This window comes from Streptomyces sp. NPDC018833, from assembly GCF_044390825.1.
Lineage (GTDB): Bacteria > Actinomycetota > Actinomycetes > Streptomycetales > Streptomycetaceae > Streptomyces.
Map to the genome: position 1 here is coordinate 101,456 of NZ_JBIRZM010000011.1, position 17,217 is coordinate 118,672.

Annotated in this window: 13 protein-coding genes; 12 read left to right on the forward strand and 1 reads right to left on the reverse strand. The window is 68.2% G+C overall.

The window, feature by feature from the left end:
- Positions 1–346: 346 nt before the first annotated feature.
- From typA to ACH5AF_RS22215, 11 genes are all read left to right on the forward strand, one after another.
- Complete coding sequence (typA, locus tag ACH5AF_RS22165) at positions 347–2,254, forward strand: translational GTPase TypA (RefSeq protein WP_398903446.1); 1,908 nt, start codon at positions 347–349, stop codon at positions 2,252–2,254.
- Positions 2,255–2,655: 401 nt separating this feature from the next.
- Entirely contained in the window at positions 2,656–4,272 is a 1,617-nt protein-coding gene (locus tag ACH5AF_RS22170) for an ABC transporter substrate-binding protein (RefSeq protein ID WP_398903448.1), read from the forward strand.
- Positions 4,273–4,427: 155 nt separating this feature from the next.
- Entirely contained in the window at positions 4,428–5,357 is a 930-nt protein-coding gene (locus ACH5AF_RS22175; protein WP_398903449.1) for an ABC transporter permease, read from the forward strand.
- A complete protein-coding gene (locus ACH5AF_RS22180; RefSeq protein WP_398903451.1) occupies positions 5,350–6,318 on the forward strand; it encodes an ABC transporter permease in 969 nt (322 codons plus the stop codon). The genes ACH5AF_RS22175 and ACH5AF_RS22180 overlap by 8 nt, the downstream gene beginning before the upstream one ends.
- A gap of 11 nt (positions 6,319–6,329) precedes the next feature.
- A complete protein-coding gene (locus tag ACH5AF_RS22185; protein ID WP_398903453.1) occupies positions 6,330–7,388 on the forward strand; it encodes an ABC transporter ATP-binding protein in 1,059 nt (352 codons plus the stop codon).
- A complete protein-coding gene (locus ACH5AF_RS22190; protein ID WP_398903457.1) occupies positions 7,381–8,532 on the forward strand; it encodes an ABC transporter ATP-binding protein in 1,152 nt (383 codons plus the stop codon). Before ACH5AF_RS22185 ends, ACH5AF_RS22190 begins: the two co-directional genes overlap by 8 nt.
- Positions 8,533–8,814: 282 nt before the next feature.
- Positions 8,815–10,443 (forward strand): ABC transporter substrate-binding protein, encoded by a 1,629-nt coding sequence (locus ACH5AF_RS22195; RefSeq protein WP_398903459.1) that lies wholly within the window; start codon positions 8,815–8,817, stop codon positions 10,441–10,443.
- Positions 10,444–10,515: 72 nt separating this feature from the next.
- Positions 10,516–11,439 carry an ABC transporter permease gene (locus tag ACH5AF_RS22200; protein WP_398903460.1) on the forward strand — a complete coding sequence of 308 codons (924 nt, stop codon included), beginning with the start codon at positions 10,516–10,518 and terminating at the stop codon, positions 11,437–11,439.
- Positions 11,432–12,415, forward strand: coding sequence for an ABC transporter permease (locus ACH5AF_RS22205; protein ID WP_398903462.1), 984 nt, complete (start codon positions 11,432–11,434; stop codon positions 12,413–12,415). The genes ACH5AF_RS22200 and ACH5AF_RS22205 overlap by 8 nt, the downstream gene beginning before the upstream one ends.
- A gap of 63 nt (positions 12,416–12,478) precedes the next feature.
- Positions 12,479–13,450, forward strand: a complete 972-nt coding sequence (locus ACH5AF_RS22210) for an ABC transporter ATP-binding protein (protein WP_398903680.1) — start codon at positions 12,479–12,481, stop codon at positions 13,448–13,450.
- A complete protein-coding gene (locus ACH5AF_RS22215; protein ID WP_398903464.1) occupies positions 13,443–14,456 on the forward strand; it encodes an ABC transporter ATP-binding protein in 1,014 nt (337 codons plus the stop codon). Before ACH5AF_RS22210 ends, ACH5AF_RS22215 begins: the two co-directional genes overlap by 8 nt.
- A gap of 219 nt (positions 14,457–14,675) precedes the next feature.
- Here the strand turns inward: ACH5AF_RS22215 and ACH5AF_RS22220 are convergent, their stop codons facing one another.
- The gene (locus ACH5AF_RS22220; RefSeq protein WP_398903466.1) at positions 14,676–16,841 is read right to left on the reverse strand and encodes an alpha/beta fold hydrolase; all 2,166 of its coding nucleotides are present in this window, start codon (positions 16,839–16,841) and stop codon (positions 14,676–14,678) included.
- A gap of 169 nt (positions 16,842–17,010) precedes the next feature.
- Between ACH5AF_RS22220 and ACH5AF_RS22225 the strand changes: the two genes are divergently transcribed.
- Complete coding sequence (locus ACH5AF_RS22225) at positions 17,011–17,205, forward strand: hypothetical protein (RefSeq protein WP_215178555.1); 195 nt, start codon at positions 17,011–17,013, stop codon at positions 17,203–17,205.
- The last annotated feature ends 12 nt before the right edge of the window (positions 17,206–17,217 follow it).

The window sequence follows — 17,217 nt, forward strand, 5'->3', positions numbered from 1 at the left end:
AAGTCGCTCAAGTCCCTTGCCCGCCGGCCGTGCCGGCGGGCAAGCTCGTGGCACCTCCTGACCCAGCTCCGCCCGGCGCCGGAGCAGCCCGCGCGCTCCCCGCTACAGCGCGCCCGCCGCTCGGCACCTGTACGTCGCCCCCTGTTTCCACGGCCGTCGCCGATCATGTACGTCACGCCGTCCCGCGGCGTGATCCCCGCCTCCTTCGACCGCCCTCACCCCTTCCGGGAAGCCCTTGTCCCGGCGTGCCCGTACCATGGGACAAGCCGTGGCGTGTCCGCCCGGCGGGCGGACGAGGATCACGGTCCGACGCCCGATCCCACGATCGAGAGAAGCGCCAGCCAGCATGCCCACGCGCCACGACATCCGTAACGTCGCCATCGTCGCCCACGTCGACCATGGCAAGACCACCCTGGTCGACGCCATGCTGAAGCAGGCTGGTGCCTTCGCCGCGCACGCCGCCGAGCAGCTCGACGACCGGATGATGGACTCGAACGACCTGGAGCGTGAGAAGGGCATCACGATCCTGGCCAAGAACACGGCCGTGAAGTACCACCCCAAGGCCGGCGGGTCCCCGATCACCATCAACATCATCGACACCCCCGGCCACGCCGACTTCGGCGGCGAGGTCGAGCGCGGTCTGTCGATGGTGGACGCGGTCGTCCTCCTCGTCGACGCCTCCGAGGGCCCGCTTCCCCAGACCCGCTTCGTGCTGCGCAAGGCGCTCGCCGCGAAGATGCCGGTGATCCTCTGCATCAACAAGACGGACCGCCCGGACTCCCGGATCGCCGAGGTCGTCGATGAGACGTACGACCTGTTCCTGGACCTGGACGCGACCGAGGAGCAGATCGAGTTCCCGATCGTCTACGCCTGCGCCCGTGACGGTGTGGCCTCGCTGACCAAGCCGGAGGACGGCACCGTCCCGGCCGACAGCGACAGCCTGGAGCCCTTCTTCACCACGCTCCTGGAGCACGTCCCGGCCCCCGAGTACGACGAGTCCGCCCCGCTTCAGGCGCACGTCACCAACCTCGACGCCGACAACTTCCTCGGCCGTATCGCGCTGCTGCGCGTCGAGCAGGGCGAGCTGCGCAAGGGCCAGACCGTGGCCTGGATCAAGCGCGACGGCACGATCTCCAACGTTCGCATCAGCGAGCTGATGATGACCGAGGCGCTCACCCGCAAGCCCGCCGAGGTGGCCGGCCCCGGTGACATCTGCGCCGTCGCCGGTATCCCGGACATCATGATCGGCGAGACGCTGGCCGACCCGGAGAACCCGATCGCGCTGCCGCTGATCACGGTCGACCAGCCGGCGATCTCCATGACGATCGGTACGAACACCTCGCCGCTGGTCGGTCGTGGTGGCACCGGCAAGGGCGCCGACGCCAAGTCCGCCGTCAAGGACCGTAAGGTGACCGCGCGTCAGGTGAAGGACCGCCTGGACCGTGAACTGGTCGGCAACGTCTCGCTGCGCGTGCTGGACACCGAGCGCCCCGACGCCTGGGAGGTGCAGGGCCGCGGCGAGCTGGCGCTGGCGATCCTGGTCGAGCAGATGCGCCGCGAGGGCTTCGAGCTGACCATCGGCAAGCCCCAGGTCGTCACCAAGGAGGTCGACGGCAAGGTGCACGAGCCCGTCGAGCGCATGACGATCGACGTGCCCGAGGAGCACATGGGCGCCGTAACCCAGCTCATGGGCGTCCGCAAGGGCCGCATGGACAACATGTCGAACCACGGCTCCGGCTGGGTGCGCATGGAGTTCGTCGTCCCGTCCCGCGGCCTGATCGGATTCCGTACGGAGTTCCTGACCAACACCCGCGGCACCGGCATCGCCCACTCGATCCACGAGGGCCACGAGCCGTGGTTCGGGCCGCTGGTCACGCGCAACAACGGCTCGCTGGTCGCCGACCGTTCGGGTGCCGTCACCCCGTTCGCGATGATCAACCTGCAGGAGCGCGGTGTGCTCTTCGTGGAGCCGGGCACCGAGGTGTACGAGGGCATGATCGTCGGTGAGAACTCGCGCTCCGACGACATGGACGTGAACATCACCAAGGAGAAGAAGCTCACCAACATGCGTGCTGCTTCCGCGGACAACACCGAGAACGTGGTCCCGCCGCGCAGGCTGTCGCTGGAGCAGTCACTGGAGTTCTGCCGCGACGACGAGTGCGTCGAGGTGACCCCGGAGGCCGTGCGCATCCGCAAGGTCGTCCTCGACCAGAAGGAGCGCGGTCGCGCCGCCTCGCGCGCCAAGCACGGCTGACCTACCACGCCTTGACCGAACGGCCCGGCCCCCCGCAGACACTGTGGGGGGCCGGGCCGTTCGTCAACTCGTTTTCGTGGCCCGAGTGTCCGCATATCGGCCGTCGCTCTCCGAAACGTGTGTTAACGGTCCGTTTCGGGGGTGTCTGTCTGTCATCGCTTTGTCCGGATTTCGATCTGTGAACACCTGCCGATGTTGTCAAAACGAGACCCTTTAAGTGTGGTTTACCGCCCGGACGTACTTAATAGTTGGCTCCGTTGAGCTCGGGTCAATGGGTCATGCGCTGTGGGGAGCGCCGACTCACGAGCACACTCGGGGCATTGACACAGCGTCGTCAGGGGTGTCGTCGCGACTTCCAGTGCCCTTCTTGTAGTGACAAGTGGACTCATGAGGAGGAACCCATGCGCGGTGCCAAGAGCGCCAAGTGGGTAGCGGGTGCGATCGTCGTTGCTCTGGCCGCGACTGCCTGTGGCAGCAGCGACAGTGGCTCGGACAAGAACAACGCCTCGGGCAAGCCCGCGGGCTACGTCTCGATCGACGTTGGTGAGCCGCAGAAGCCGCTGATCCCGGCCGACACAAACGAGAGCCTCGGCTCGTACGTGATTCAGTCGCTCTTCACCCAGCTGCTGGACTTCGACGCCAAGGGCAACATCGTCTACACGAACGCCGAGTCGGTGGAGACGAAGGACTCCAAGACCTGGACCGTGAAGCTCAAGCCGGGCTGGAAGTTCCACAACGGAGAGGCCGTCACCGCGCAGTCCTACGTGGACGCGTGGAACTGGTACGCCAACGTCAAGAACCAGCAGCAGAACAGCTTCTGGTTCAGCGACATCGCCGGCTACGCCGACGTGCACCCCGAGAAGGGTGACCCGAAGTCCGACAAGATGTCCGGTCTGAAGGTCGTCGACGACACCACCTTCACGATCGAGCTGACCGAGAAGGTCCCGTACTTCAACTACAAGCTGGGCTACGCCACCTTCGCCCCGCTGCCGAAGGTGTTCTACGACGACCCGAAGGCGTTCGGCCAGAAGCCGGTCGGCAACGGCCCGTACAAGTTCGAGAAGTGGACCCACAAGAAGCTGATCCAGGTTGCGGCCAACCCTGACTACCAGGGCCCGAACAAGGCGCAGAACAAGGGCATCCAGTTCAAGAACTACGCGACCGTCGAGGCCGCGTACCAGGACGTCGTCTCCGGCAACCTGGACATCATCCGCCAGGTCGGCCCGACCGACCTGCCGAAGTACAAGCAGGACCTCGGCGACGGCGCCATCGAGCAGCCGTACGCGGCGATCCAGACGCTCGTCCCGGCGTTCTACTCCGCCACGTTCAAGGACATGGACCCCAAGGTCCGCCAGGGTCTTTCCATGGCGATCGACCGTGAGACGATCACCAAGACCGTCCTGAACAACACCCGTACCCCCGCGACGAGCTTCACGCCGCCGCAGGTCAAGGGCAACCAGGACCTGGGCACGGACGTCTTCACGTACAACCCCGCCAAGGCGAAGCAGCTTGTCACCGAGGGCGGCGGCGTCCCCGGCAACAAGATCATGATCCAGTACAACGCCGACGGTGGCCACAAGGAGTGGGTGACCGCGGTCTGCGAGTCCATCCGCAAGGCGACCGGCGTCGACTGTGTCGGCGACGCCAAGCCGGACTTCGCCACGGACCTGGAGGCCCGTGACAACGACCAGGTGAAGTCGATGTACCGCGGTGGCTGGGTGGCCGACTACCCGGTCAACGTCAACTTCATCAAGGAGCTCTACAACTCCAAGGCCGAGGCGAACAACGGTCGCTTCAAGGACGCCGAGATCGACAAGATGATGGCGGAGGCCGACAAGGCCAGCTCCCTGGAAGAGTCCGTGAAGGGCTACCAGGAGGTCGAGAAGAAGCTGCTCGAGAAGATGCCGGCGATCCCGCTCTGGTACTACCGCATCAACGGTGGCCACGGCAAGGGCGTCGACAACGTGGCGGTGGACTTCCACGGCGACCTCGAGCTCACCGGAGTCACCGTCAAGTAAGCGCTCAGCGCTTGACGGGCCTTATCCCCACTCGGCCATCACCCGCCGCCGTCGGTCATCCGGCGGCGGCGGTGGTCCGGGGGCGCCCTGGTGCGCAGGCGCGCCCTGCCGCACAGGCACGCCCCCGACCGCGTTAACCCCTCACGGAGGCACCTATGGGGCGCTACGTCGCACGACGACTGCTCCAGATGATCCCGGTGTTCATCGGGTCAACCTTTCTGATCTTCGCCATGATGTTCGCGCTCCCCGGCGACCCCGTAAGAGCGCTCATGGGAGACCAGGCGTTCGATCCCGCGATCGTCGCCTCGATCCGCAAGGATCTCGGTCTCGACCTGCCCCTGTGGCAGCAGTACCTGAACTACCTCGGGGGCCTGCTGCAGGGCGACTTCGGTACGGAGATCGCCAGCCAGCGCCCCATCGCCGACATCATCGGCCAGTCATTCCCCGTCACCATGCGGCTGACCCTCTTCGCGTTCAGCTTCACCGTGATCGTCGGCATCGGCCTCGGCATCGTCGCGGGCCTGAAGCCCGAGTCGGTGCGCGACCGCGGCCTTCTCGGCCTGACCCTCGTGCTCATCTCGATGCCCTCCTTCGTGCTGGGCTACCTGATGCAGTACCTGTTCGCCTTCCAGTGGAAGATCACCACGGCGACGGTGCAGGACTCCGAGAGCTTCGGCGACCTGCTGCTGCCGGCCATCGTCCTCGGCTCGCTCTCCCTCGCGTACGTGGCACGTCTGACCCGTACCTCGATGGCGGAGAACCTGCGCGCGGACTACATGCGCACCGCCGTCGCCAAGGGTCTGCCGCGCCGCCGCGTCGTCGGCGTCCACCTGATGCGCAACTCCCTTGTGCCGGTGGTCACTTTCCTCGGCACCGACATCGGCAACCTGATGACGGGCGCGATCGTCACCGAGGGCATCTTCAACGTGCAGGGCGTCGGTGACGCCATCTACGAGGCGCTGTTCCGCCGCGAGGGTGCCACGGTCGTCGGCATCGCCTCGCTGATCGTCCTCGTCTACCTGCTCGCCAGCCTGCTCGTCGACCTGCTCTACGCGGTCCTGGACCCGAGGATCCGGTATGCCTGAGAAGACCGCCGCCGCCGCGGCGTCCACCGCGACCGCCGAGGACACGACCGCCGCCGCGCCGGACACCGCGCTCGCCGTACAGGCACCCAAGCCGGACAAGGCGCGCAGCCTGTGGTCCGACGCCTGGCGCGACCTGCGCCGCAACCCCCTGTTCCTGGTCTCCGCCGGGATGATCCTGCTGCTGCTTGTCGTCGCGGCGTTCCCGGGTCTGTTCACGTCGGCCTCGCCGCGTGACGCCGACCTCGCCAACCACTTCCTGCAGCAGCCGAACTGGAGCCACTTCTTCGCCCCCGACTGGTTCGGCTACGACGGCCAGGGCCGCTCCATCTACGCGCGTGTCGTCTACGGTGCCCGCGCCTCGATCGTCGTCGGTGTCGGCGTCACCGCCATGGTGACCGTCCTCGGCACGATCGTCGGCATGCTGGCCGGCTACTTCGGCGGCATAACCGACACCCTGCTGTCGCGGCTCACCGACATCTTCATGGGCATTCCGTTCATGCTCGGTGCCCTCGTGGTCCTCACCAGCTTCGAGAAGCGTGCCATCTGGGTCGTCATCCTCGCCCTGGTCTTCCTCGGCTGGACCCAGATCGCCCGTGTCGCCCGCGGTGCCGTCATCACCGTCAAGCAGGCCGACTACGTCGTGGCCGCCAAGGCGCTCGGCGCCTCGACCACCCGCATCCTGTTCAAGCACGTGCTGCCCAACGCACTCGCCCCGATCATCGTCGTCGCGACGATCGCGCTCGGCGGTTACATCGCGGCCGAGGCCACGCTGTCCTACCTCGGTGTCGGCCTCGCCGAGCCGACCGTCTCATGGGGCGTCGACGTCTCCAGCGGCCGGGAGCAGCTGCGCAACGCGCCGTTCGTGCTGATCGTCCCGTCGGTGATGGTCTCGATCACGGTGCTCTCGTTCCTCATGTTCGGCGATGCGGTACGCAACGCCCTCGACCCGAAGATGCGCTGAGGGAGGCGTACGTGACCATCATCGACAAAACAGCGGACGTCCCCGCGCCCCGGAGCTCCGGGGACCACGAGGGCGCACTGCTCGAAGTCCGCGACCTGCACGTGGAGTTCCACACGCGCGACGGTGTCGCCAAGGCCGTGAACGGCGTCAACTACAGCGTGGACGCGGGCGAGACGCTCGCCGTCCTCGGCGAGTCCGGCTCCGGCAAGTCCGTGACGGCCCAGGCCGTCATGGGCATCCTCGACATGCCGCCCGGCCGCATCCCCAAGGGCCAGATCCTCTTCCGCGGCCAGGACATGCTCACCATGAGCAACGAGGAGCGCCGGAAGATCCGCGGCCGCAAGATCGCCATGATCTTCCAGGACGCACTGTCCTCGCTCAACCCGGTGCTGTCCGTCGGCTACCAGCTCGGTGAGATGTTCCGGGTGCACGAGGGCCTGTCCAAGAAGGACGCCAAGGCCAAGGCCATCGAGCTGATGGACCGGGTGAAGATCCCCGCCGCCAAGGCCCGGGTCGGCGACTACCCGCACCAGTTCTCCGGCGGTATGCGCCAGCGCATCATGATCGCCATGGCGCTGGCCCTGGAGCCGGACCTGATCATCGCCGACGAGCCGACGACGGCCCTGGACGTCACCGTGCAGGCGCAGGTCATGGACCTGCTGGCGGAGCTCCAGCGCGAGTACAACATGGGTCTGATCCTGATCACCCACGACCTCGGCGTCGTCGCCGACGTCGCGGACAAGATCGCCGTGATGTACGCGGGCCGGATCGTCGAGACCGCCCCGGTGCACGAGCTCTACAAGCGGCCGGCGCACCCCTACACCCGGGGTCTGCTCGACTCGATCCCGCGCCTGGACCAGAAGGGCCAGGAGCTGTACGCGATCAAGGGCCTGCCGCCCAACCTGCTCAAGATCCCCACCGGTTGCGCCTTCAATCCGCGCTGCCCCAAGGCGGACGACATCTGCCGCACCGAGATCCCGGCCCTCGCGCCGGTGACCGAGCGGGACGGCACCGAGCTGGCGGGCCGCGGCAGCGCGTGCCACTTCTGGAAGGAGACGATCCATGGCTGAGCTCAAGAAGATCGACGAGGCCGTGGACGCGACTCCCAACGTCACCGAGGTGGAGACCGTCGAGGCGGCCACCGAGGAGGCGGCCGTGGCCGCACTCGACGCCACGGTCGAGCGCGGTGAGCCGATCCTCCAGGTGCGCAACCTGGTCAAGCACTTCCCGCTGACCCAGGGCATCCTCTTCAAGAGGCACGTCGGCGCGGTCAAGGCCGTGGACGGGATCTCCTTCGACCTCTACCAGGGCGAGACGCTCGGTATCGTCGGCGAATCCGGCTGCGGCAAGTCCACGGTCGCCAAGCTGCTGATGACGCTGGAGTCCGCGACCGCGGGCGAGGTCTTCTACAAGGGCCAGGACATCACCAAGCTGTCGGGGCGCGCGCTCAAGGCCGTGCGCCGCAACATCCAGATGGTGTTCCAGGACCCGTACACCTCGCTCAACCCCCGTATGACGGTCGGCGACATCATCGGCGAGCCCTTCGAGATCCACCCCGAGGTGGCCCCGAAGGGCGACCGGCGCCGCAGGGTGCAGGAGCTGCTGGACGTCGTGGGTCTCAACCCCGAGTACATCCACCGCTATCCGCACCAGTTCTCCGGCGGACAGCGCCAGCGCATCGGCATCGCCCGCGGGCTTGCGCTCAACCCCGAGATCATCATCTGCGACGAGCCGGTCTCCGCGTTGGACGTGTCGGTCCAGGCACAGGTCATCAACCTGATGGAGAAGCTGCAGGACGAGTTCAACCTGTCCTACATCTTCATCGCCCACGACCTGTCGATCGTCCGGCACATCTCGGACCGGGTCGGCGTCATGTACCTCGGCAAGATGGCCGAGATCGGCACCGACACGCAGATCTACGACCACCCGACGCACCCCTACACCCAGGCGCTGCTGTCGGCGGTCCCGGTCCCCGACCCGGATGCCCGTGAGGGCCGCGAGCGGATCATCCTCACCGGTGACGTCCCGTCCCCGGCCAACCCACCGTCGGGCTGCCGCTTCCGCACCCGGTGCTGGAAGGCCGAGGACAAGTGCGCCACCGAGGTGCCGCTGCTGGCGGTCCCCGAGCGCTTCAAGGGCTCTGACTCCCCGGCCGCGCACGAGTCGGCGTGCCACTTCGCCGAGGAGAAGGACGTCGTCCACGCGCATTCGTGAGCCGTGGGCACTTCGGGCCCCGTCTGCCGCACCGCGGCGGGCGGGGCCTCGTCGTAGGGAAACGACGGCCGGACGGGTGAACGAGTCGCGGGCTCTCTTCTGAACGAGTCGCGGGCTCTGCCCTGCACGAGTCGTACGGGATGACCCTGCCCCATGCCGTCGAGACCTGGGGGTCACTCTCGCGGCAGCCGTACCGTTCACCCGGACGCCCTGAAAGTGCGTTAGATCCGTTATGGGGTGGTATTCGGTCCTAGGTCATGCCGATGACACGGGAGGAACCCCATGCGTGGAGCCACGCACGCCAAGTGGGCCGCATGTGCCGCCGTCGTCACCCTGATGGCGACAGGCTGCGGCGGTGGGGGCGACAGCGGAGCCGGTGGCGCCGACGGGATCGTCACATCCTCCTGGACCGACCCGCAGAACCCGCTGGAGCCCGCCAACACCAATGAGGTGCAGGGCGGCAAGGTCCTCGACATGATCTTCCGCGGTCTGAAGAAGTACGACCCGAAGACGGGCGCCGCCACCGACATGCTGGCCGAGCGGATCGAGACCACCGACTCCGTCAACTTCACCGTCACCGTCAAGGACGGCTGGACCTTCAGCAACGGCGAGAAGGTCACGGCGAGGTCCTTCGTCGACGCCTGGAACTACGGCGCCCATCTGAAGAACAATCAGAAGAACGCGTACTTCTTCGGCTACATCGAGGGCTACGAACAGGTCCACCCCGCCAGCGGCACCGCCCGGGCCGAGACCATGTCCGGCCTGAAGGTCGTCGACGACCGCACCTTCACCGTCAAGCTCTCCCAGAAGTTCTCCACCTGGCCGGACACCCTCGGCTACTCCGCCTTCGCGCCGCTGCCCAAGGCCTTCTTCGACGACCACGACGCCTGGCTGGCCAAGCCCATCGGCAACGGTCCGTACACCCTCCAGTCCTACAGGAAGGGCTCGAAGGCGGAGCTGCGCCGCTGGGACGCGTACAACGGGCCGGACAAGGCGCAGAACGGCGGCATCGACCTCATCGTCTACACGGACAACAACACCGCCTACACGGACCTGATCGCCGGCAACATCGACCTCGTCGACGACATCCCCGCCGCCCAGCTCAAGAACGTCCGGGCCGACCTCGGCGACCGCTACATCAACCAGCCCGCCGGGATCCTCCAGACCCTCGCCTTCCCCTTCTACGACAAGGCGTGGAACACCCCTGACGGGGCGATGGTCCGCAAGGGCCTGTCCATGGCGATCAACCGGCAGCAGATCACCGACACCATCTTCCAGAAGACCCGCACCCCCGCGAGGGACTGGACCTCCCCGGTGCTCGGCCCGGAGGGCGGCTCCGACCACGCGCTGTGCGGCGAGGTCTGTGAGTACGACCCGGCCGAGGCGAAGCGGCTGATCGCGGAAGGCGGCGGCCTCCCCGGCGGCCAGGTCAAGATCACGTACAACGCGGACACCGGCTCCCACAAGGACTGGGTCGACGCCGTGTGCAACTCCATCAACAACGCCCTCGGCAACGACCGGGCCTGCGTCGGCCGTCCGGTCGGCACCTTCGCCGACTTCCGGAACAAGATCGGCGAGAAGGAGATGCCCGGCCCGTTCCGGGCGGGCTGGCAGATGGACTACCCCCTGATCCAGAACTTCCTGCAGCCGCTCTACTACACCAACGCCTCGTCCAACGACGGCAAGTGGACCAACAAGAAGTTCGACGACCTCGTCGACCGGGCCAACGCCGAGAGCGACCAGGCCAGGGCCGTGGAGACGTTCAAGCAGGCCGAGGAGGTCGTACGGGACGAGATGGCCGCCATCCCGCTCTGGTACCAGAACGGCAGCGCCGGGTACTCGGAGCGCCTCTCCGGCGTGGCCCTCAACCCCTTCAGTGTCCCGGTCTACAACGAGATCAAGGTCGACTGACGGCGGAAGCACCCGGCCCGGCGCGCACGCTGCGCCGGGCCGTCACCCTTCCCACGACCCCCGGAGCGCTTCATGGGACGTTATGTGATCCGGCGTCTGCTGCAGATGATCCCGGTCTTCGTCGGCGCCACCCTGCTGATCTTCCTCATGGTCAACGTCATGGGCGACCCCATCGCCGGCCTGTGCGGGGACCGCCAGTGCGACCCGGCGACCGCCGCCCAGCTGCGCCGGGAGTTCGGACTCGACAAGCCGGTGTGGCAGCAATACCTGACCTACATGGGCAACGTCTTCACCGGCGACTTCGGCACCGCGTTCAACGGGCAGAAGGTCACCGAGCTGATGGGCGACGCCTTCCCGGTCACCGTTCGGCTCACCCTCGTGGCCATCGCCTTCGAGATCGTCATCGGCATCACCCTCGGCGTCGTCACCGGGCTGCGCCGGGGCCGCCCCGTCGACACCTCGGTGCTGCTGCTGAGCCTCGTCGTCATCTCGGTGCCCACCTTCGTCACCGGCCTGCTGCTGCAACTGCTGCTCGGCTACAAGTGGGCAGTCGTCGACCCGTCCGTCTCCTCCGACGCACGGCTCGACGAGCTGATCGTGCCCGGCCTGGTCCTGGCCTCGGTCTCCCTCGCCTACGTCACCCGCCTCACCCGTACCTCCATCGCCGAGAACGCCCGCTCCGACTACGTCCGCACCGCCAAGGCCAAGGGACTGCCCCGGGGGCGCGTCATCCGCCGCCACCTGCTGCGGAACTCGCTCATCCCGGTCGTCACGTTCATCGGCACCGACATCGGCGCCCTGATGGGCGGCGCGATCGTCACCGAGCGGATCTTCAACATCCACGGCGTGGGCTACCAGCTCTACCAGGGGATCCTGCGCCAGAACACGCAGACCGTCGTCGGCTTCGTCAGCGTGCTCGTCATCGTCTTCCTGGTGGCGAACCTGCTGGTCGACCTCCTGTACGCCGTTCTCGACCCGAGGATCCGGTATGCCTGAGCAGCAGAGCCCCTATCAGGACTCCGCCATCGTGGCCGGGGGAGCCGGCGGAGTGAGCGACCTCGCCATGAGCGAGGGCGAGACGCTGGAGAGGACTCCCCGCGGGCCCGGGGGCGCCGGGCCCTCGGGCAAGCCCCGTAGCCTGTGGTCCGACGCCTGGCGCGACCTGCGGCGCAACCCCGTCTTCATCGTCTCCGCCCTCGTCATCCTCTTCCTGATCGTCATCTCCCTGTGGCCCTCGCTGATCGCCTCCGGAAACCCGCTCGCGTGCGACCTCGCCAAGGCCCAGGAGGGCTCCCAGCCGGGCCATCCCTTCGGCTTCAACGGCCAGGGCTGCGACGTCTACACGCGTACCGTCTATGGCGCGCGGGCCTCCGTCACCGTCGGCGTCTGCGCCACCTTGGGCGTGGCCCTGCTCGGGTCCGTGCTCGGCGGTCTCGCCGGATTCTTCGGCGGCGCCCTGGACGCGGTCCTGTCCCGGCTGACGGACGTCTTCTTCGGCATCCCGGTGGTGCTCGGCGGCCTGGTGCTGCTGTCCGTCGTCACCAGCACCACCGTGTGGCCCGTCATCGGCTTCATGGTGCTGCTGGGGTGGCCGCAGATCTCCCGTATCGCCCGCGGCTCGGTCATCACCGCGAAGCAGAACGACTACGTCCAGGCGGCCCGCGCGCTGGGCGCCTCCCACGCCCGGATGCTGCTGCGGCACATCGCGCCCAACGCCGTAGCCCCGGTGATCGTCGTCGCGACCATCGCGCTCGGCACGTACATCGCGCTGGAGGCGACGCTGTCCTTCCTCGGCGTCGGCCTCAAACCGCCCACCGTCTCCTGGGGCATCGACCTCTCCGCCGCCTCTCCGTACATCCGCAACGCCCCCCACATGCTGCTCTGGCCGGCCGGTGCGCTCGCCGTGACGGTGCTCGCGTTCATCATGCTCGGCGACGCGGTGCGCGACGCCCTCGACCCCAAGCTGCGTTAGGAGGTGTCCGCCTTGTCCGCCACGTCCGTCCCATCCGCCGCGCCGCCCGCCGAGGCCGCGACGCTGCTCGAAGTCCGCGGTCTGCAGGTGGAGTTCCGCACCCGCGACGGGGCCGCCAAAGCCGTCAACGGCGTCAGCTGCTCCGTGGACCCGGGCGAGACGCTCGCCGTCCTCGGCGAATCGGGCTCGGGCAAGTCCGTCACGGCCCAGGCCGTCATGGGGATCCTGGACATGCCGCCCGCCCGGATCGCCGGCGGCGAGATCCTCTTCAAAGGACGGGACCTGCTGACGCTCGGCGAGGACGAGCGGCGGAAGATCAGAGGTGCCGAGATGGCCATGATCTTCCAGGACGCGCTCTCCTCGCTGAACCCGGTGCTCAGCGTCGGCGACCAGCTGGGCGAGATGTTCGTCGTGCACCAGGGCCTGTCGAAGAAGGACGCGAAGGCCAAGGCGATCGAGCTGATGGACCGGGTGGGCATCCCGGCAGCGAAGGAACGCGTCGGGCAGTATCCCCACCAGTTCTCGGGTGGTATGCGCCAGCGCATCATGATCGCGATGGCGCTCTCCCTGGAGCCGGACCTGATCATCGCCGACGAGCCCACCACCGCCCTCGACGTCACCGTTCAGGCCCAGGTGATGGACCTGCTCGCCGAGCTCCGGCGCGAACTCGACATGGGCCTCGTCCTGATCACCCACGACCTCGGCGTCGTCGCCGACGTCGCCGACAGGATCGCCGTGATGTACGCGGGACGGATCGTCGAGTCCGCCCCCGTCCACGACATCTACAAGGCACCGGCCCACCCGTACACCAAGGGCTTGCTGGAGTCGATCCCGCGGCTGGACCAGAAGGGCGGGGAGCTCTACGCGATCAAGGGTCTGCCGCCCAACCTGATGCACATTCCGCCCGGATGCGCGTTCCACCCCCGCTGCCCGCTGGCCCGGGACGTGTGCCGCACGGACGTGCCTGCGCTGTACGAGGTGAACGCTGAACGCGGCAGCGCGTGCCACTTCTGGCAGGAGGCCCTCAATGGCTGAGGCGATCCTTGAGGTACGCGACCTGTACAAGCACTACCCGCTCACCCGCGGCGTCCTGTTCAGGAAGCAGGTCGGCGCGGTCAAGGCGGTCGACGGCGTCGACCTCGACCTGATCGCGGGCGAGACGCTCGGCATCGTGGGGGAGTCGGGCTGCGGGAAGTCGACGCTCGCCAAGCTGCTCGTCCATCTGGAGCAGCCCACGTCCGGCTCCATCCGGTACAAGGGCGAGGACGTCACCAAGCTGTCGGGGCGCGCGCTGAAGGCCGTGCGCCGCAACATCCAGATGGTGTTCCAGGACCCGTACACCTCGCTCAACCCCCGTATGACGGTCGGCGACATCATCGGCGAGCCGTACGAGATCCACCCCGAGGTCGCGCCCAAGGGTTCGCGCCGGCAGAAGGTGCAGGAGCTGCTGGACGTCGTGGGTCTCAACCCCGAGTACATCAACCGCTATCCGCACCAGTTCTCCGGCGGACAGCGCCAGCGCATCGGCATCGCGCGCGGGCTCGCGCTCCGGCCCGAGATCATCGTGGCCGACGAACCGGTCTCCGCGCTGGACGTGTCGGTGCAGGCGCAGGTCATCAACCTGCTGGACCAGCTCCAGAGCCAGTTCTCGCTGAGCTGCGTCTTCATCGCCCACGACCTGTCGATCGTGCGGCACATCTCCGACCGGGTCGGCGTGATGTACCTGGGGCGCGTGGTGGAGATCGGCAAGGACGAGGAGATCTACGACCACCCGACGCACCCCTACACCCAGGCGCTGCTGTCGGCCGTGCCGGTCCCGGACCCCGAGGCGCGCGAGAGCCGGCAGCGGATCATCCTCACCGGAGACGTGCCGTCGCCGACGAACATCCCCTCGGGCTGCCGGTTCCGCACCCGGTGCTGGAAGGCGCAGGAGCGCTGCGCGCTGGAGGTGCCGCTGCTCGCCGTGCCGCCGCATCTGCGGACGACCGAGGGGCCCGTGCGGCATCCTTCGGCTTGCCACTTCGCCGAGGAGCTTGCTTGACAGTGCGTCAGGGTCGGTGCAAAGCGCGGCAAATGCGCATCAAATTCGTTAACACGCAGGCAACTTGACCGTCGCAACTCCGATATACGAACGCGTCACGCTGAACAGCGTACGGCCGTGCGGGTGCCGTTGGGCCGGCCGGGGTCTCGCCATGTGACCCCGGCCGGCCACCCACCTGTACCGCCACCCACCCGTACCGCCGCGCCCGTCCGCAGGCTCTCAGGCGAGACCCAGCGACCGCTTCAGGAAGTCCACCTGGAGCAGCAGCAGGTTCTCCGCGATCTGCTCCTGAGGGGTCATATGCGTCACGCCCGTGAGCGGCAGCACCTCATGCGGCCGGCCCGCGGCCAGCAGCGCCGACGACAGTCGCAGTGAGTGGGCGACCACCACATTGTCGTCCGCCAGACCATGGATGATCATCATCGGCCGGTGCGGCGTCTCCGCCAACGTCAGACCATCGTCGCCCACGAGGGAGTTGGCGCCGTACACCTCCGGCTGCGCGGCCGGATCGCCCAGATACCGCTCCGTGTAGTGCGTGTCGTACAGCCGCAGATCCGTCACCGGCGCACCCGCCACCGCCGCGTGGAAGACGTCCGGGCGGCGCAGCACGGCCATCGCCGCCAGGTAGCCGCCGTAGGACCAGCCGCGGATGGCCACCCGGTCCAGATCCAGCGGTTGCGATCCGGCCAGCCCGTGGAGTGCCTCGATCTGGTCGTCGAGCGTCAGTGTGAACGCGTTCTTGACCGCCTTCTCCCACGCGGGGGACCGGCCGGGCGTGCCCCGCCCGTCCGCGACGATCACCGCGAAGCCCTGGTCCGCGAACCACTGCGAGGTCAGATACGGATGGTGCGCGGCCAGCACCCGCTGACCGTGCGGCCCGCCGTACGGATCGAGCAGCACCGGCAGCGGACCATCCGACTCGTGATAGCCGGAGGGCAGGAGCACCGCGCACGGAATCCGGTGCTCGCCCGCCTCGACCAGCCGCGGGCGGGCCGTGAGCACCGGCCGCTCCGCGTACGAGAGGACCTCCGCGATCGGCTTGCCGTCCCGCAGCACGCGTACGTCTCCCCCCTTCGCCCCGCTCGGCCCGGTCACCGACGACGCGAGGACGATCACACCGCCCGAGCGGACCGCCCCGTGCACTCCCGGCTCCTGAGAGACACGCTCCACACCCAGCTCGTTGACCCGGTACACATGGATCTCGCCGATCTCCGGTGTCGCGGCCTCGGCACCGGCCGCTGCCGCCACCAGCACGTCGCTCTCACCGATGTCCAGGACGGCCCGCAGCTGGAGCTGCGCGCCGGTCAGCACCCGGTCGCCCACCGCGAGGACCCGCGCACCCCCCTCGTCGGCGATCCGCACCAGGCGCCCGCCGCCGAAATCGGGCGCGTACGACGACTCGGGGGCCCAGGCGGGGACCCCGGGGGACAGTTCCAGCCAGGCCGGATCCTCGTCCACGTGCACCGTCCGCGTGCCGCCCGTCTCCGGGTCGACCGCCAGATACAGCTGCGTGCACTGGTCCCGGGACTGCACCAGCAGCAGCGGCGGGCCGGCGGTCGACCAGTGCACCCGCGCGAGGTACGGATGGCGCGCGCGGTCCCACTCGACCTCGGTGTGCCGGCCGTCCAAGGTGACGAAGTGCAGGCGGACATCGGCGTTGGGCGTCCCGGCCGCCGGGTAGGCGACCTCGGTCGGCTCCCGGTCCGGATGCGCCGGGTCCGCGATCCACCAGCGCCGCACCTTCCGGTCGTCCACCCGCGCGACAAGCAGCCGGTCGGACTCCGGTGACCACCAGAAGCCGCGCGAACGCCCCATCTCCTCTGCGGCTATGAACTCGGCCAGACCCCAGGACACGTTCCCGTCCTCCGGCTCCGCCAGCGCGCGGTCCCCGTCGCCCTCGGCCCCCGTCACCCGCAGTGCGCCCCGGGCGACGTACGCGATGTGCCGCCCGTCGGGGGACGGCCGGGGATCGATCACCGGGCCGGCGGTGGGCAGTTCACGCGCCGTACCGGCCCGCAGTTCGGCCGCGAAGAGCCGCCCGGACAGGGCGAACGCCGCCAACTCGACCGCCTGGTCCACCGCGTAGCCGACGATCCCCGCCGACCCCTCACGGCTCCGCTCGCGCCGTACCCGCTCCTCGGCCGGCAGGTGCTCCGCCGAGCCGCCGAGCAGCTCGCGCGGATCGGCGGCCGGCCGTTCCCGGTGCCCGGCGTCGTCGAGGTCGAGCACCCAGAGCAGGCCGGTCCGGTCCGTACCGGACGCCGATCGCAGGAAGACGACCCGCGAACCGTCCGGCGAGACCGTGAAGGACCGCGGGGCACCAAGAGTGAAGCGCTGGGTCCGCGCCGACTGACGCGGGAAGGAGAGCTGCTGCGTCGCTGTCATGGCACCGAACCTAAGGCACCGGAGCCGCGCTTGTGCGCCCCCATGTGCTGCCGTGCACCGATCGATGCGTACGCACGGATAGTTATGATCCGTAGCGCAAGGTGGGTATGACCCCCCTGGCACATGCGACTGGACCGTCCCTACCGAATATCTGTGGAGGTGAACCGCCGTGGCACTCTCGATTTCGGCGGTGGTGCTGCTGGCGATCGTCGTCTTCCTGCTGATCCGGAAAGCCGGGTTGAAGGGCGGACATGCGATGGTCTGCGTGTTGCTCGGGTTCTACCTCGCCAGCTCCTCCGTGGCTCCGACGATCACGGAGCTGACCACGAATGTGGCGGGAATGATCGGCGGCATCAAGTTCTGAGCCGACCGCCGG

Bases quoted from the DNA above. Each gene is read 5' to 3' on its own strand.
- typA (WP_398903446.1), top strand. From the start codon at position 347: ATGCCCACGCGCCACGACATCCGTAACGTCGCCATCGTCGCCCACGTC.
- ACH5AF_RS22170 (WP_398903448.1), top strand. From the start codon at position 2,656: ATGCGCGGTGCCAAGAGCGCCAAGTGGGTAGCGGGTGCGATCGTCGTT.
- ACH5AF_RS22175 (WP_398903449.1), top strand. From the start codon at position 4,428: ATGGGGCGCTACGTCGCACGACGACTGCTCCAGATGATCCCGGTGTTC.
- ACH5AF_RS22180 (WP_398903451.1), top strand. From the start codon at position 5,350: ATGCCTGAGAAGACCGCCGCCGCCGCGGCGTCCACCGCGACCGCCGAG.
- ACH5AF_RS22190 (WP_398903457.1), top strand. From the start codon at position 7,381: ATGGCTGAGCTCAAGAAGATCGACGAGGCCGTGGACGCGACTCCCAAC.
- ACH5AF_RS22195 (WP_398903459.1), top strand. From the start codon at position 8,815: ATGCGTGGAGCCACGCACGCCAAGTGGGCCGCATGTGCCGCCGTCGTC.
- ACH5AF_RS22200 (WP_398903460.1), top strand. From the start codon at position 10,516: ATGGGACGTTATGTGATCCGGCGTCTGCTGCAGATGATCCCGGTCTTC.
- ACH5AF_RS22205 (WP_398903462.1), top strand. From the start codon at position 11,432: ATGCCTGAGCAGCAGAGCCCCTATCAGGACTCCGCCATCGTGGCCGGG.
- ACH5AF_RS22215 (WP_398903464.1), top strand. From the start codon at position 13,443: ATGGCTGAGGCGATCCTTGAGGTACGCGACCTGTACAAGCACTACCCG.
- ACH5AF_RS22220 (WP_398903466.1), bottom strand. From the start codon at position 16,841: ATGACAGCGACGCAGCAGCTCTCCTTCCCGCGTCAGTCGGCGCGGACC.